This window comes from Chloroflexus sp., from assembly GCF_034434295.1.
Classification (GTDB): domain Bacteria; phylum Chloroflexota; class Chloroflexia; order Chloroflexales; family Chloroflexaceae; genus Chloroflexus.
In genome coordinates this window covers 20,655-36,395 of sequence record NZ_DAOTZQ010000148.1, presented here as the reverse complement: position 1 = coordinate 36,395, position 15,741 = coordinate 20,655, and the positions used below count along the sequence as shown (strand labels likewise).

The window sequence follows — 15,741 nt, the reverse complement described above, 5'->3', positions numbered from 1 at the left end:
GTGGAATGATGCGCCTCGGGGAAGCGTCACGCACAGATGTACGGTTGTCGGCAAGAGGAGCATGTGTATGTTTACCCGTTTTCTGAAGTTCTTGCGTCGGCTTGGCCAGATTCACCCGGCTGTGATCGCTATCGCGCCTGATCGCACGTGGTAGAGAGTACGGTACAATGAACGAGATGGTATTCGTTCATTGAACAAGGAGCGCACCAATGGCCCGTGTCGGTATCTATGGCGCAACCGGGTACACCGGGATTGAGCTGATCAAACTGCTCTCCCGCCACCCGGAGGTTGAGATAGGGTTCGCAACCGCTCGCTCTGCTGCCGGGCAGCGCCTGAGCGAGGTCTTTCCGATCCTGAGCGATCTGCGATTGACCGCGGTGGAGGAGGTCGATCCGGCGACGGTTGATCTCGTCTTTACCTGTCTCCCCCATAACACCCCTGATTTGATCCCCATCGTGCAACGAGCGCTGGCTGCGGGTGCCAGAGTGGTCGATTTCTCCGACACCTTTCGCATCAGTGATCCGCAGGTCTACGCTGCGCGGCGCGGAAAGGAACATCCGGCGCCGGAGTTGCTCGCCCAGGCCGTGTACGGATTGCCTGAGCTGCATCGCGAGCGAATCCGGCAGGCGCGGTTGGTTGCCAATACCGGCTGTTACCCATTGACCGCCATTCTGCCGCTAGTGCCACTGGTGCGCGCCGATCTGCTTGCCGACTCGACGGTGATTGTTGATAGTAAGTCAGGCGTCTCCGGCGCCGGCCGCTCGCTGTCGCTCAAGACCCACTTCGGCGAAACCCATGAAACCTTCAGCGCCTACAATGTCGGGCGTGTCCATCGTCATCTGGCCGAAATGGAGCAGGAGACCGGCCTGCATATCATCTTTGCCCCCCATTTATTGCCGGTCTTCCGTGGTATTCTTTCGACAATTTATGTCAAATTAAAACCGGAGGTTGACGAGTCAACGCTGGCCGCAGTGTATGCTGATGCTTATGCGACTGAGCCTTTCGTCCATGTCTTGCCGGGCGGACGGTTGCCGGAGCTGCGCCACGTACAGCACACAAACCATGTGGTCATCGGTTATCAGATGGTTGAGCCAAGCCGGGCGATTCTGGTTGCGGTGATCGACAATCTGGTAAAGGGTGCCGCCGGTCAGGCAGTGCAGAATATGAATCTGTTGCTGGGGTTTGCTGAGACGGTGGGGTTGATGGGGTAGGGGCAGGTTATATGTCTACCTGCCCTTGATCGCGACGCTGAAGCTATGAAGACACCGATAGCATACCATACCCAACGGAGAGAGGTCCTGCCGTTCGATACGCCACTCCCGCAAGAGGTTTTGAATATTGCTACCAGATCGCGAAAAAACCTTTTACCGTGGCGTGGTCAGTTCTCCCCCCAACTCGTTGAGGTACTGTTGCAGTCATACGCTCCCCAGGGTGGAACTGTTCTCGATCCCTGCATGGGAAGTGGAACTGTGTTGTACGAAGCTGCTCATTTAGGGTCACCCGTTTACGGTATTGACGTTAATCCTGCGGCTTACGTACTTGCCCGGCTTTACGAGTGCTGCACGCTGCCGGTGGCTGAACGATATAACCTTGTGCGTAACGTAGAAGACCTGCTCACACGGGTGCATCCGAATGCTTTTGTGATGCCGTTGTTCAGACATCCTACTCACCAACAGACGCATGGTTTCGATTGGGTGCGGACAATTCCAGATGTTCAGATACGAATCCTGCTCGACGCTCTTGTTGTCATGCTCAATGGTGATGCATCTGATGAGAATGCACTTTACCAGGCATGGACATCGGTCCGTCACATTATTCTGAACCTGCCTTACAGTAATACGCCGATCAAAGCGCTGTTTGGCGACGCTCGCCGAATAGACCTTCCCGACGAATCGGTTGATTTCGTACTCTCCTCGCCGCCCTACTTGAACGTGTTCAATTATCACCACAACGCCCGGACCGGTATCGAGGTACTCGGATGGAATCCGTTGGTTGCTGGACAATCAGAAATCGGTGCCAATCGGAAATTCAGGCAAAATCGTTTTCTAACGGTCATCCAGTATTGTATTGATATAGCGCTCATGCTCGGAGAGATATGCCGGGTGTGCAGGAGGTCTGCTCGCATCATTCTTGTCCTCGGCCGGGAGTCACGTGTGCAAAAGACTCCCTTTGCTAACGGTCACATTGTCGAGCAGATTGCGGTTCGTGTACTGGGCATGCATATCCATTTAAAGCAGGAACGTTTTTTTAGTAACAGATTTGGACAACGAATCTATGAAGATATTCTCCATCTCACCCCACCTTCGGATCGGAAACTACCCTCGCAAGATATGCTTATCCAACAGGCACGTTCCATTGCCGGAGAGGTTCTGAATGAAGCGTTTGAGCGTACTCCTGCTGACCGGAGGATATTTCTCGCTGACGCAATAAACCGCCTTTCTGAGATACTTCCATCACCAGTGTTGGATCCAACGAGAATCAGAGAAGTACTGTTATGATGTATCCTGCTCCGCATGGCAATAAGTTACGTGCTCTTTTGCAGAATGAAAAGTTACCATCTGGTGACAGAGAGCGCATTGAACGAGCTGTTAGTCGTTATCAAACATGGCGCCAAACTTTGATTAACTTACCTCGCGGTACCAACGATGTTGTGAAAGAAGTAGTTCGTTTATTGAATGAATACCGGCTATTTCTTGATCTCGATATTGTATTTGACAGCGAAAATGACTTTTTGTACCGACAAAAAGGTCAGCTTAAACTTGATAACACTGTTGTTGAAGAGTTTCTACCGATCTTAGTATCAATAGCGTTTCCTGACTTTCCAGATACTCTTGCCCTGGGAATGAAATCGTGCTTTGGTGCAATATATTTTACGTCAACCGCAGGAATGATAAGTACATCACCCAAAGCAAGAATACGAACGAAGGATCATGATTTTACCATTTCCAGGCAAATGTACCTGAAAGCGTCATTTGATCCTCACTACGCTCAAGGGGTTGATCAACTTGAGGTAAGTCTTGCATCTCTGCGCCGAATGTAAGACAAATCTGGATAAAACAATGTTTCAAGAAGCCTGTGCCACAGCTCATGATGTCAAAACGGTGGTTCCAGGCGCAAAGTACCTGATCATCTGTGAATGGCTTGATATGATCCCGGTAAGTACAGCGGGGACAGATGTTGATGAAGTTCTTATTCTTCGCAAAGCCAGACGTTTAGGAGCGCAGACTCGTGGTCTCTTCGCGTCATATGCAGGACGTGCAGCCGGACGAGCGTTGTATGCCAGGTATCTCAACGATAATCCCTTTGCTGTGGATGTGTTCGAGCGATTTTTGACACACGTGAGATTGCTCCTCGAAGACCGCAGTCCCGATGAGCGTGATGTGCTTGCACGTGGATGGTTTTAACGCGGTGCGGTCCATCATTGCACCGGCAAGCGCGGTGAACTGATTGCCGGGGAGGGGCAGGGACAATCCCTGCCCCTCCCAGATTCTTTAGCACAATTATGTCAATGCCTTTTCGGTTTCGCGGTCGAAAATATGCATCTTTTCCATGTCGAAGACCACTTCGATGGTATGGCCGGTGCGAGCGTTCGAGCGCGGATCGAAGCGGCCGATGAACTCTTTGCCGCTGTTTTCAACGTAGGCATAGATCTCGGCTCCCATCGGCTCAACCACATTGACCGCTGCGTTAACCTTCGCCCGTTCATCAACACCACGGGGCACGAAATGCGCATCGTGCAGGTCTTCGGGGCGGATGCCGAAGTAGATGTTCTTGCCGATGTGGCTGCTAACGTGATCGAGCTTGCTGGTCGGCACCGGTAAGACGAAATCTTTGCCGACGACCACACTCACGCCGCCATCAGTGCGCTCCAGGCGCGCCTCGAAGAAGTTCATCGCCGGGCTGCCGATGAAGCCGGCCACAAACATGTTGGCCGGGTGGTCGTAGAGGTTCTGGGGTGTATCGAGCTGCTGCAAGATACCATCACGCATGACGGCAATCCGCGACCCCATGGTCATCGCCTCGGTCTGGTCGTGGGTTACGTAGATGAAGGTAGTCTTGAGGCGTTGGTGAAGCTTGCTGATCTCGGCGCGGGTCTGCACGCGCAGCTTGGCGTCAAGGTTGGAGAGTGGCTCGTCCATTAAGAAGACGGCGGGATCGCGGACGATGGCACGGCCCAACGCGACACGCTGGCGCTGACCACCCGAAAGCGCTTTAGGTTTGCGGTCGAGGAGGTGGCCGATGCTCAGCATCTCTGCCGCTTCCTTCACCCGACGGTCGATTTCGGCTTTGGGAACGCGACGGAGTTTGAGACCGAAGGCCATGTTGTCGTAGACGCTCATATGGGGGTAGAGAGCATACGACTGGAAGACCATTGCAATGTCGCGATCCTTGGGTGGCACGTCGGTCACATCACGGTCACCGATGAAGATGCGGCCCTCGGTGATCTCTTCCAGGCCGGCCAGGCAGCGGAGAGCGGTTGATTTTCCGCAGCCCGAAGGACCAACCAGCACCAGAAATTCACCGTCGGCAATGTCAAGGTCGAGATTCTTGAGCACGGTTACTTCGCCGAAGCGCTTCCAGACGTGGTCATACTTAATCGAGGCCATTTCCTGACTCCTTTTGTGAGGCGAGACGCCTCGCCACAAGAACCGATATATTCCTCAACCGGCTACACGCACCGGTGCAGCAGTGGAGTGACGAACAATCAGGCGTAACGGCAGAAGTATCACCTCCGGCACGTTACGCCGTTCAACCAGCCCGATCAGGTGGCGGGCTAACACCGTACCAAGTTCACGATGCGGAGCGTGGAGTGTGGTAAGCGGCGGATAGGTGTGAGCAGCCAGGGGCAAATCATCACAACCAACAACTGAAACATCCTTCCCCACCGTCAAACCGGCATCGCGGATGGCGTGCATAGCACCGAAGGCGAGCGTATCAGACGCCGCCAGCACTGCTGTCGGTGGTGTCCGCATTGCCAGTAACTCCTGCATCGCATTGACACCATCGTCTTCGCTGCTGCCGGCTTCGATTACCAGCACCGCTTCACGGCGGATGCTATGAGCATGGAGTGCAGCCCGATAGCCGGCGTAGAAGTGCTCGCTCACGCTGAGATCAGAGGCGGCAGTGATGAGGGCAATGCGACGATGACCAAGCCGCACCAGGTGATTGACGGCCTGTTCAGCACCGGCACGGAGATCAAAACCGGCCACCGGACAGGCGAGGCCGGGAGTCGGAGCGCCGATAGCAATGGTGGGAACGCCGGCAGCCGCCAGGCGCACTGGTCGCTCGTCGTTGCGACGGAGATCGAAGATGACCAAGCCATCAACCCGACCGCTACGGGCCAGTCGCAACGCCAGTTCGTCTTCGGATTCGGCAGGAGTGGGGGATGCGATCAACAGGCAATAGCCGGCTGTGGTAGCTGCCTCGCTTAAACCAGCCAGGAGTTCGGCGGTCGCTGGGTCGGCTAGACGGCCAGCAATGCCGGGAGCGACAATGCCGATAGTGTGCGAGCGAGTGCGCAGGGCACGCGCACTGTGGTTGGGTTGGTACCCCAGCTCGGCGACCGCGGCCAAGACGCGCGCCCGGGTTGGTTCACTAACCACACCGGTCCCGTTGAGGACATAGGAGACGGTTGCGGTTGACACCTGTGCCCGGCGGGCAACATCTTTGATCGTAGCCACGGTCTTCTCGCTCGTTAGTTAAACGATTAAGCAGTTAAACGATTAAGCCGAGTATAGCACGTCGATGTGTGGATGTCAAGGGATGAGTTCACCTTAGCGCAAGTGATAGGTTTACCACAGAGACACAGAGGATGTGGTGGTAGAAGTTATCTCGTTAATCATCTCATGATCGTGACGAGTACACACAGCATTGCCGTGACCGGTAGGGTCCGGCGTGACACGCGCCTGCTACGAAGCACGGCTGGCGCGGCAGCGTGGCTGCCGCACGCCAAACGCTGCGACACGTGTATGATGTACGGGAAAGGCAATCAATTCAGTAGCTGTGGTGAAAATATCCTATCACTCTCCAGAGTTCACCCCAGATTTGCCGCTATCTGGTATTATCAGTGCGTGTACTGAAGTGATATGGAGAATACGGTCATGCAACATGTCATTCACGGCCCAGCCGGTACCGCTACGTTCGATGGTCACGGTCAGATTATCTTTACTCACGAGGGTCACACAGTCTTGTGCTGTCGAGGGGTAACGGCGTATGCCTACGGTACGGATATACCGATTACTGGTGTCGTGAGTGCTGATGTTACCGACCATCAGGCCCGTCTTCACTATGCGACCACGCGCCCGGAAGTGGTACTGCGCCTGACGATTGAGACGACTCCCATCGGCTTTCGCTTGATCTGGTCTGGCCCGCCCCATCTGCCGGCACTGCGGGTTGAATGGCAACTTGAACCAGGACGCCCCTGGTATGGTATGGGTGAGCGCGTGTTTCAGCACTGGCCGCTCGACCGTGGCGTGGTGATCTCCGATCCATTTGAGCCGATTGACCACGGTCGTGACGGTACGTTGAATATCGTGACCCCCTTCTGGTTGAATGCTGCCGGTGCCGCAATCTGGCTGGAAGAGGGTGATGGAGAGCTGGCAGTGACGATGAACCGCGACGGTGACGGTTTGCTGCGTATCACTGCTCGCGAGGCACCACCACCGCCTACGCTCGGCTTCGATGAGCGCTATGCTGCACCTGGCCCGGCCCTGGTCGCCCAGGTGATCCTGGCGGCCAATGCACCGGCTGCGTTTTACACAGCGTTGCCGCTGTTAGGGCGACCGGCTGCTGCCCCACCGCTGGAGTTGTTCAGCCGTCCGATCTGGACGACCTGGGCGCATTATAAGATGCCGGTCACGCAACGGGATGTGTCTGATTTTGCGGCTCAGATTGTCACCCGTGGTTATCCCTACTCGGTGTTGGAGATTGATGATCGCTGGCAACGGGGCTATGGAGCGTATGTGTTCGATCCGCGGAAATTTCCCGATCCGCGGGCGATGGTGGATGAACTGCACGCAGCCGGCTTTAAGGTGACGCTCTGGACACCAACGTTTTTCGATCCGGCCGATCCGGCCTTTGCGGTAGCGGCGCGGCGAGGGTATTTGATCCGTCATCCCGCCGACAATGCACCGTATCTGGTACGGTGGTGGCAGGGCTACGGCGGTGTCCTCGATGTGACCAATCCTGAAGCGGTAGACTGGTGGCTCAGTGAATTACGTGCTCTTCAGGCTGAAACCGGGGTCGACGGGTTTAAGTTTGATGCCGGTGAAGCCAATTTTATCCCGCCTGACGCCATCTGTTATGCCCGCGAGCCGCGCCGTCGTTATGCCGACCGCTACACCGAATTTGTGGCCGATCACTTTGCCTATACCGAGGTGCGCGTCGGTTGGCGTGGTCAGCGCCGTGGCATCCTCTACCGTGAGTGGGATAAGTGGAGTCGCTGGGGGATTGATAATGGTCTACACAGTGTGCTGACGCAGGCGTTGACGCTCGGTCTGTGTGGTTATCCATTTGTGCTACCGGATATGATCGGTGGGAATGCGTATCAGGATGAGGTGCCGGATGGCGAGCTGATGGTGCGCTGGACGCAACTTTGTGCGTTGTTGCCAACGATGCAATTCAGCGTTCATCCGTGGCAGTATGGTGCCGAGGTTGATGCCATTTGCCGCCAGTATGCGCAGCTCCACGTTGATCTGGCACCGTATCTGGCAACGCTTATCGCAGAGAATCTGCGCGACGGCACACCACTTGTACGCCCCCTTTTCTGGTACGCGCCAACGGATACCCAGGCATTGCATTGCGATGACCAATTCCTGCTCGGCGCTCGCTATCTGGTGGCACCGGTTGTTCGCCCCGGTCAGCGACGGCGTGATGTCTACCTGCCGGCAGGGGTCTGGCGTGACTACTGGAGTGGTGCGATTCATCAAGGGCCAGTCGCTCTCACCGATGTACCGGCGCCGCTTGAGCAGATGCCGCTCTTCGAGCGACAAGATGAACCGTTGGGCCAATGAACCGGTCAATCACATAAACAACATAGCTGTGAGGTGTATATGCAGCACACCGTTCGCGTGTATCGTAACGGTATCGAGCTTGATGGAAAGCCTTTTTATCTGCTCTCCGGTTGTGTTCACTACTTTCGCTGGCCGCGAGCTGAGTGGCGACCGCTGCTCGAACAGGCACGTTGGGCTGGTCTCAATACTATCGATACGGTGATCCCGTGGAACCGGCACGAACCACAGCCCGGTGTATTCGATTTTGCCGAGGAAGCCGATTTGGGAGCGTTTCTCGATTTGTGTCACGAATTGGGCCTGAAAGCGATTGTGCGCCCTGGCCCGTACATCTGTGCCGAATGGGAGAATGGCGGTCTGCCGGCCTGGTTAACGGCAAGTGGTGATATGCGTTTGCGCAGCGATGATCCGGCGTTTCGCGATGCAGTGTTACGCTGGTTCGATACGCTGATGCCGATCCTGGTGCCGCGCCAGTATTCGCACGGCGGCCCGATTATTCTCTGCCAGATTGAGAATGAGCACTGGGCGTCGGGAGTGTATGGCTCTGACACGCATCAGCAGACACTGGCTCAGGCCGCACTAGAGCGCGGGATCGTTGTCCCACAGTACACCTGTATGGGGGCAATGCCCGGCTATCCAGAGTTTCGCAATGGCTGGAGTGGGATTGCCGAGAAGCTAGTGCAGACCCGCCAGCTTTGGCCCGATAATCCGCTGATCGTGTCGGAGTTGTGGAGTGGCTGGTTTGACAATTGGGGTGGCCATCGGCAGACCCGAAAGACTGCGGCCAAACTCGATATGACGCTCCACCAGCTTACCGCCGTGGGGTGTGCCGGTTTCAGCCACTGGATGTGGGCCGGCGGTACCAATTTCGGTTTCTGGGGTGGGCGTACCGTTGGTGGTGACCTGATCCATATGACGACCAGCTACGACTATGATGCTCCGGTGGATGAGTATGGTCGTTTGACCGCGAAGGCGCTGGTTGCCCGCCGCCATCATCTCTTCCTGAGCTGTTTCGGGGCCGACCTTTCGGCAGTGCTGGCCGACGCCCTCCCCGGTGGGATGACGGTGATAGCACCGATGGCGGTCGCCGGCCGGAGTGAGGGTGGTGTCCAGCCGTACCGCACCGTGCGCGCCGGCCCTTCGGCGCCACCCGCGTGGCAGCATTTCTGTGCCACCTTCCTGATGAATCCCGGTCTGGAAGCGATCAGTTACGAGGTCTTTCTGCCCGATGGCGAACACTTGAGTGTCGAAGTTGAGCCGACGAGTATCCGGCCTATCTTTGCCAATCTGCCGTTGGGCGAGAGCGGGATTACCATCACCAGCCATACCGGTCGCATCCTGGGTTACTGGCCCGATCAGGGCACGCTGGTTATCTACGGCAACGAGGGTGAGCAGGGCAAACTGACCTTGCAACTTCCCAGCCCACCGGTCGGTATCCACGCCGATGATGCCGGACTGACGGCCAGAGTGCGTTTACGCGATCAGACGCTCCAGATCGAGTACTGGATTACGGCTGACGGACGCCGGATTGAAGTGGCCTGGGAAGATCATGCTTTGTTGATCGAGCTGCTGCCACAACGCCTGGCCGAACGCTACGGTAGTCAACCGTTACCGGCAGCCGCGCCGGTTCAGCGCACAATTTTGCCAACCCGCGCCTTTGCGGTACTGGAAGCGACTGCTGACACCGACTGGCAGCCGATTCCCGGCCCTGTCCCTCTCGAACAGATCGGCTGCCCTTACGGCTACGGCTGGTATCGAGCGGAAGTAGACTTGACCGCGCCGTTAGATACCATTCTGGCTGCACCTGAACTCAACGACCGCGCCCTTGTGTTGCTCAACGGCGAATTTATCGGCGTCCTCGGTGCGCATCCGCATGGGCCACGCTACACGCTGCCCCTCAGCCTGCCTGCCGGTCGGCACGATCTGCGGATGTTGGTCGACAACCTGGGTCGTTTCAATTACGGCTTGAATCTGGGGGAACAAAAAGGGTTACTGGCGCCCCTGTACCTTGATGGCAACCAGGCCGACATCTCGGACGGTTGGGCGGCCTACTGGCAAGAGGTACAATTCGCCGGTGAAGCCGTTGCCAACGTCAAGCCATGGGCCGCCCGCCCCGATGCGGTCAACGTGCATCTCGGTCGCTTTGCCTGGTCAGGGCCGATGGTCTGGCTGATTCGCACCATCGAAGTTGTTGCCGGCAGACGCTACCGCGTCCACATCACCGGAGACCGCAATTCGGGTGCGTTCTTCGTCAATGGCATCGCCGTTGAGCGTTTCAGCCGTCACCGCAGTGGTGGCCTCATCGCCACCGACATCACCGACCTGCTCAGACCAGGAATCAACACGCTGGCCTTGCAGATTCTCAACTACGCCGGTGCACCGTGGCGAGCGACCCTTATCAGCTACGACGCTGAGCGGCCCTTACCGGTGCGCTGGAGTTTCCGGGCCGGTGTGACGGTGAGCGATCAACCGGCGCCGCCAACCGGCCCCGCTTTCGTACAGGCCGTATTTGCGCACAGTGACCTGCCGACGAACCTGCGCCGACTGGCGGTGCGCCCCGGCACGCTCGACAAAGGACAAATCTGGCTCAACGGCCAGAATTGCGGGCGTTTCTGGCAGATTGGGCCACAAGAGGAGTATAAGCTGCCGGTGTCATGGCTGACGGCCCAAAATGAACTGCTGCTCTTCGTCGAGCAGGCACGGAGCGGTGCGCTTGAGCTGGTGTATGAGGGGTAGGCCCTCACCCCGAACCCTCTCCCGCGCTGTGATCGGGAGAGGGGGATACTCCCATAGTGGGGGAGGGCGGAAGGGGAGAGGCAAAGACCACCCACCCCCGCCCCCTCCCACTGGGGGCGGGGAACACCCACACCGCCTTCCCCAGCGGGGAACATCCGGCTCCTCCCCCCAGGGAGAGTCGGGAGGGGGGATAATGCGGAGAACGCCCTAATCCCCTGTCCCACGCCTCATACCTGCTGGGGGCGGGGTGACACGAACAAAAGAACAAACCCCTTACACTGTAGGCTCCTCGGCCAGCGCCAGCGCTGGTGCCGGGGTATCGGCCAGTAACTGCTCGGCAGCCGCGATCTGCTCGCTCTCACCGATCAGGCCAAGCAGATCACCGGGATGGAAGATGGTACTCGACTTTGGGTTAGCAATGAGTTGTTGATCGCGGATCAACGCGATCACCGAGGCGCCGGTGCGAGCGCGGATATTCGCCTCGGCCAGTGATTGGCCGACAATTGGGCTGCGCTCGCCAACCAGCCGCCAGGCGATCTCGATTCCGCGTGCAGCGCGTACCATTTGATCAAGCGCCTGATGCTCGGCGGGACTGGAGACCGAGGTGTCATACTCGTCGCGCCGCACAGCATCGGTATAGCCCTGCACCTGAGTGGCCGGGTACCCCAGGCAGAGTAGCGTATGACGCATGACTTCCAGACCACCTTCCAGTTCAGGGTGAATGACATCGTGCGCACCGAGATTGAGCAGTCGACCCACCCCCTTCGTTGTTGCCGCACGGGCAATGATCGGTAGATTCGGCGCGATCTTGCGCGCCGCGGCCACCACCATCTCGGTTGCCGTTTCGTCGGGCAGGGTCACCACCAGCGTCCGTGCCCGATCCAGCCCGGCGTGGATCAGCACGTCGGAATTGGCAGCATCACCAAAGAGCGTGGGAACGCCACGGGCATTAAACTCAGCCGCCCGTCCCGAATCGATCTCAACCACCAGGCGCGGAATTCCCAGCCGTTCAAGAACGGTAACGATGTGTTGACCAACCCGCCCATAGCCAACCACCACCACATGCCCCTCTTTGGGGAGGGCCAGATCGGCGGGCTGGAGGGGATGGCTGTCGAAGCGCTCCCAGAGGCGCGGCGACAGTCGCTGCATGAGACGTTCAATGGGTTTGATGGAACGAAACATCAGCGGATTCACCATAATCGACAGCAGCGAGCCGGCGAGAATAAGCGAGTACTGGTCTTGCGAGAGCAGGCCAAGCTGCATCCCAGCTTTTCCCAGAATGAAGGAAAACTCGCCGATCTGACTGAGACCGGCAGCGACGATCAGCATTGTGCGGCCACTGGCCGGCAGCATAAAACCGAGCAACTGGGTGAAAAACGCCTTTCCCAGCACAATCAGCGCAGTCAGGGTCAGCACCTGCGCAGCATTTGCCCACAAGTACAGCGGGTTCACAATCATTCCCACCGAGACGAAGAAGATCACAGCAAATGTCTCGCGGAAGGGGAGCACATCATCGCCGACTTGATGGCTAAACTGCGACTCGCTCAGCACCACACCGGCCAGAAATGCCCCCAGAGCCAGCGAGACACCGAAGAACGCAGCAGCACCGAACGCTGTTCCCAGGGCAATTGCAACGGCAGCGAGAATGAACAACTCGCGGGATCGGGTGTTTGCAATTATGTCAAGTAGCCTTGGTAAGAGCCGTCTGCCGATGAAGAGCATCACAACCAAAAACAGCGCGGTCTTTAGCAGCGAGAAGGTTCCGGACAGGAATGATTGCTCTCCCTGACTACCAAAGAGAATCGGCAACAACACCAGGATCAACACCGTTGCCAGGTCTTCCAACACCAGCCAGCCGACGGCGATCCGTCCGGCACTGGTGCTCAACAGGCCGTTATCCATCAATCCCCGCAACAGCACCACAGTGCTGGCAATCGAGATAGACAGACCAAGGATCAGGCCCGACAACGGCGCCCATCCCCACATCCGGCTGAGCGCAAACCCCAGCACAGTGGCAATCGTCATCTGTAAGATTGCGCCCGGCAAGGCTACCTGGCGCACAGCCCACAAATCTTTCAGAGAAAAATGGAGGCCAACGTCGAACATGAGAAAGATCACGCCAATCTCGGCAAGCTGGCTGAGGTCTTCAACATCACCGACAAAGCCAGGGGTAAATGGGCCGATGGCCATCCCGGCCAGCAGGTAGCCGACGATAGTCGGCAAGCCAATTCTACGGGCCAGCAACCCACCGGCGAAGGCCACCATCAGTGCAATAGCCAGATTTGCCAACAATGAAATATCTTGATGCATTGCTCTACTCCAATCACAAAAAGCAACATCTTTTTCAGTCTAACGGGGAACGGAAAAAATGTACGCAGCATGGCGTAAATGCGGGAGAGTATTGTTATGATAAAGAATGTAGCGCTGTCTGTCAAAAAGGAGAAAATAGGAAGTAGGAGGTAGGAGGGTGGGGAGTGGGAGGTAGGGAGTAGGGAGTAGGAAATAGGAGGTAGGGAAGTGGGTAGCAGAGGTAGATGCAGACTTTCAGGCCGTGCTTATTGCTATCTTCACCGGTGATGTCGATGGGTATAGGATACTTTACTGCGCTCGTCCACTTCTGACCACCTGCTCGTACACTGCCAACACCTGAGTAACCAATCGCTGTGGTGCAAACCGTTCGGCGATCGCTTGCCGTCCACCAGCGATGATCCGGGCACGCAGTGTCTCATCATCGAGCAGACGAAGGATTGCGTTAGCCAGCGCATGCGCATCGTTGTAGGGCACAAGCAGACCATCTTCCCCGTTGCGGATAAGCTCATTAATGACCGGAATATCAGTACTGACGACCGGTACACCGGCGGCCATGCCTTCCAGGACAGGCAGCCCAAATCCTTCGTAGCGTGATGGAAACGGTAAGACGGCACTGGCTCGCAGAAGGGCGAGCTTTTGTGCCTCACTCAGCGTACCGAGAAAGTGGAGATTTGCCGCTACGCCGGCCTCGCCAGCTAGCCGTTGCAGCTCGGCACGTTGCGCAGGGTTATGGGTAACGAAGACGAAGCTGGCTTGTGGATAGCGAGCAATGATCGTCGGCATTGCGGCAACCAATAAATCATAGCCTTTGCGGGGCGTTAGTTGGCCGATGTAGGGAATGATCGGGTAGGTGAAGGGCGGTTCCAGCGTCGGCGCTGGCCCGTTCATAAATTGCATGTCGAGCCAGAGCGGAATGACCGTCATCGGCTGATTGAAACCAAGGGAGTGCAACACCTGCGCTTCGTGGTGCGAACAGGGGATGAAGGCAGCGACATCGCGCAACGGACGGTGAATGGCGTAGTTGCGCCAGTGATCGCGCCACTGCCAGTCGCGCAGGCTACGCCGAATGAGCTGCGGCAATGAGTAGATTAACCGTTCGGGATGCATGGGAGCTTCGTAAGGCCGTTCCCGGTCGTCAACCAGCCAGCGATCATGGTAGGGGCCGAGCCATGTCCACACGATGGGGATGTTGTGCCTGCGCAACCAGCGTACAGCCTGCAATGCCAGGACGTTGCGTGGATGGATGACGTGGGCAATGTCGGGACGCGGTAACGACTCGAGCGCAGCAATTGTTTCGTGACCGGGCCAGAGCTGTGGTCGCACCCGCCGTACCACGATACCATCGATCTCTTCCCTGCGAGCTGTAAGGCCAAGATGAGGCTGATCAGGTTGCCAGTACGTCAGTGCCATCACTTCATGCCCGGCGGCTACCAGTGCCTGGCCTAAAGTGCGTTCGGGCCAGTTACGAAAATGACGACTGATCCCACCAAGGCCGATGATCAAAATGCGCATAGTTTGTCACACGTTGTTGTAGAGTAACGATAACCGGCAAACTGTACTGTCAGTCGGTTTGCAGAACAGCCCGGTAGACTGCTTCGATCCGATCTACTACCGCCGGCCAAGCGAACTGGGCTGCCCACGCCGGCGCAGCCGCAGCCAACACTGCCCGGCGTGCCGGATCGGAGAGCAGGCTGTTGACAGCCGCAGCCAGTGCCGCCGGATCGCGAGGCGGTACCAGTAGCCCGGTCTGACCGTCGGCGACGACTTCAGGAAAGCCACCAAAACGGGTTGCCACAACCGGTAACCCGCACGCCTGCGCTTCAACCGGCCCTATACCAAAGGTTTCGCTGGCATAGCTGGTTGCCAGCAGCAGATCGACGGTAGCGTAGAGTGCCGGCAGATGCTGACGCGGCACACTCCCCAGAAAGCGGACCCGTTCACTCACCCCAAGTTCACGCGCAATCGCCGCCAACCGTGGCCGATCTTCACCATCACCGGCAATCAGCAGGATTCCCTGATCGATGGAACAGAGTGCCCGAATTGCCGTCTCTACCCCTTTCCATGGTTGTAGCCGACCAACAAAGAGTAGCAGGGGTACAGTCGGCGACACACCGAGCCGTTCACGCAGGGTTGGATCGGGTGGCTGCGGACGGAACAGACTGGTATCAATCCCGTTGAAAACCACCTCTGGCATGAAGCCATAGCGACTGGCAATCGTTTGTGCATTGAAGCGCGAACACGAGACCGCAGCGTCCACCCGCCGTGCCAGCCAGGTATCGCCACGGTAAAAGTCTTCGCCGTGGCAACCGAGGATGACGCGTGCTCCGCTGAGCCGGCGTGCCAGCAGCGCCGGTGCCAGATCGTATGGTTTTTGCAGATGGATAATCTGATACCTCTCGCGCACCAGCGTGGGGAGTGCGGCAACTGCCATCGTCAGCCGCTCCAGCAGCTTCGCTTCGGCATAAGCCCGGCGCAGCAGCGGGAGTGCCTGCCAGAAGCGACGCGAAATAAACGGGAAGGTAAGCACACGTACTCCCGGTACCGTTTCGCGCCGATTCCCGACCCCACCCAGAATATCAACCGCATGACCGCGCTGGGCCAGTTCGCGAGCCAGGTCCCAGACAAAACTCTCTACCCCACCAATCTTGGTGGTGGTGGTCAGGTTGTAGAGAGCGATGCGCATACC

At 57.5% G+C, this 15,741-nt stretch carries 9 protein-coding genes and 1 pseudogene; 5 read left to right on the top strand and 5 right to left on the bottom strand.

Annotated elements, in window-relative coordinates:
• Positions 1-209: 209 nt before the first annotated feature.
• The 3 genes and pseudogenes from argC (at position 210) to VAE57_RS18845 (ending at position 3,404) form a co-directional block, all read left to right on the top strand.
• Positions 210-1,211 carry an N-acetyl-gamma-glutamyl-phosphate reductase gene (gene argC / locus VAE57_RS18450; protein ID WP_322823293.1) on the top strand — a complete coding sequence of 334 codons (1,002 nt, stop codon included), beginning with the start codon at positions 210-212 and terminating at the stop codon, positions 1,209-1,211.
• Positions 1,212-1,256: 45 nt separating this feature from the next.
• Positions 1,257-2,498, top strand: a complete 1,242-nt coding sequence (locus VAE57_RS18445; protein ID WP_322823292.1) for a DNA methyltransferase — start codon at positions 1,257-1,259, stop codon at positions 2,496-2,498.
• Positions 2,495-3,404: pseudogene (locus VAE57_RS18845) on the top strand (Bpu10I family restriction endonuclease). The gene VAE57_RS18445 and the pseudogene VAE57_RS18845 overlap by 4 nt, the downstream one beginning before the upstream one ends.
• Before the next feature lie 96 nt (positions 3,405-3,500).
• Here the strand turns inward: VAE57_RS18845 and VAE57_RS18430 are convergent.
• Complete coding sequence (locus tag VAE57_RS18430) at positions 3,501-4,607, bottom strand: ABC transporter ATP-binding protein (protein WP_322823289.1); 1,107 nt, start codon at positions 4,605-4,607, stop codon at positions 3,501-3,503.
• Between the two features lie 54 nt (positions 4,608-4,661).
• Complete coding sequence (locus VAE57_RS18425) at positions 4,662-5,681, bottom strand: LacI family DNA-binding transcriptional regulator (RefSeq protein WP_322823288.1); 1,020 nt, start codon at positions 5,679-5,681, stop codon at positions 4,662-4,664.
• A gap of 420 nt (positions 5,682-6,101) precedes the next feature.
• Here VAE57_RS18425 and VAE57_RS18420 point away from each other — a divergent pair, with 420 nt between their 5' ends.
• Both VAE57_RS18420 and VAE57_RS18415 read left to right on the top strand, forming a co-directional pair.
• Complete coding sequence (locus VAE57_RS18420; RefSeq protein ID WP_322823287.1) at positions 6,102-8,012, top strand: glycoside hydrolase family 31 protein; 1,911 nt, start codon at positions 6,102-6,104, stop codon at positions 8,010-8,012.
• 39 nt (positions 8,013-8,051) lie between these two features.
• Positions 8,052-10,745, top strand: coding sequence for a beta-galactosidase (locus VAE57_RS18415; protein WP_322823286.1), 2,694 nt, complete (start codon positions 8,052-8,054; stop codon positions 10,743-10,745).
• 273 nt (positions 10,746-11,018) lie between these two features.
• On the opposite strand, the gene VAE57_RS18410 is transcribed toward VAE57_RS18415, so the two are convergent.
• The 3 genes from VAE57_RS18410 to VAE57_RS18400 all read right to left on the bottom strand — a co-directional run bounded on the left by VAE57_RS18410 (position 11,019) and on the right by VAE57_RS18400 (position 15,738).
• Positions 11,019-13,055, bottom strand: coding sequence for a cation:proton antiporter (locus VAE57_RS18410; protein ID WP_322823285.1), 2,037 nt, complete (start codon positions 13,053-13,055; stop codon positions 11,019-11,021).
• A gap of 288 nt (positions 13,056-13,343) precedes the next feature.
• Entirely contained in the window at positions 13,344-14,567 is a 1,224-nt protein-coding gene (locus VAE57_RS18405) for a glycosyltransferase family 4 protein (protein ID WP_322823284.1), read from the bottom strand.
• Between the two features lie 49 nt (positions 14,568-14,616).
• Positions 14,617-15,738 carry a glycosyltransferase family 4 protein gene (locus tag VAE57_RS18400; protein WP_322823283.1) on the bottom strand — a complete coding sequence of 374 codons (1,122 nt, stop codon included), beginning with the start codon at positions 15,736-15,738 and terminating at the stop codon, positions 14,617-14,619.
• Positions 15,739-15,741: the final 3 nt, after the last annotated feature.

Excerpts from the sequence above, each read along its gene's own strand:
- VAE57_RS18430 (WP_322823289.1), bottom strand. The coding sequence starts at position 4,607 with ATGGCCTCGATTAAGTATGACCACGTCTGGAAGCGCTTCGGCGAAGTA.
- VAE57_RS18415 (WP_322823286.1), top strand. The coding sequence starts at position 8,052 with ATGCAGCACACCGTTCGCGTGTATCGTAACGGTATCGAGCTTGATGGA.
- VAE57_RS18410 (WP_322823285.1), bottom strand. The coding sequence starts at position 13,055 with ATGCATCAAGATATTTCATTGTTGGCAAATCTGGCTATTGCACTGATG.
- VAE57_RS18405 (WP_322823284.1), bottom strand. The coding sequence starts at position 14,567 with ATGCGCATTTTGATCATCGGCCTTGGTGGGATCAGTCGTCATTTTCGT.
- VAE57_RS18420 (WP_322823287.1), top strand. The coding sequence starts at position 6,102 with ATGCAACATGTCATTCACGGCCCAGCCGGTACCGCTACGTTCGATGGT.
- VAE57_RS18445 (WP_322823292.1), top strand. The coding sequence starts at position 1,257 with ATGAAGACACCGATAGCATACCATACCCAACGGAGAGAGGTCCTGCCG.
- argC (WP_322823293.1), top strand. The coding sequence starts at position 210 with ATGGCCCGTGTCGGTATCTATGGCGCAACCGGGTACACCGGGATTGAG.
- VAE57_RS18400 (WP_322823283.1), bottom strand. The coding sequence starts at position 15,738 with ATGCGCATCGCTCTCTACAACCTGACCACCACCACCAAGATTGGTGGG.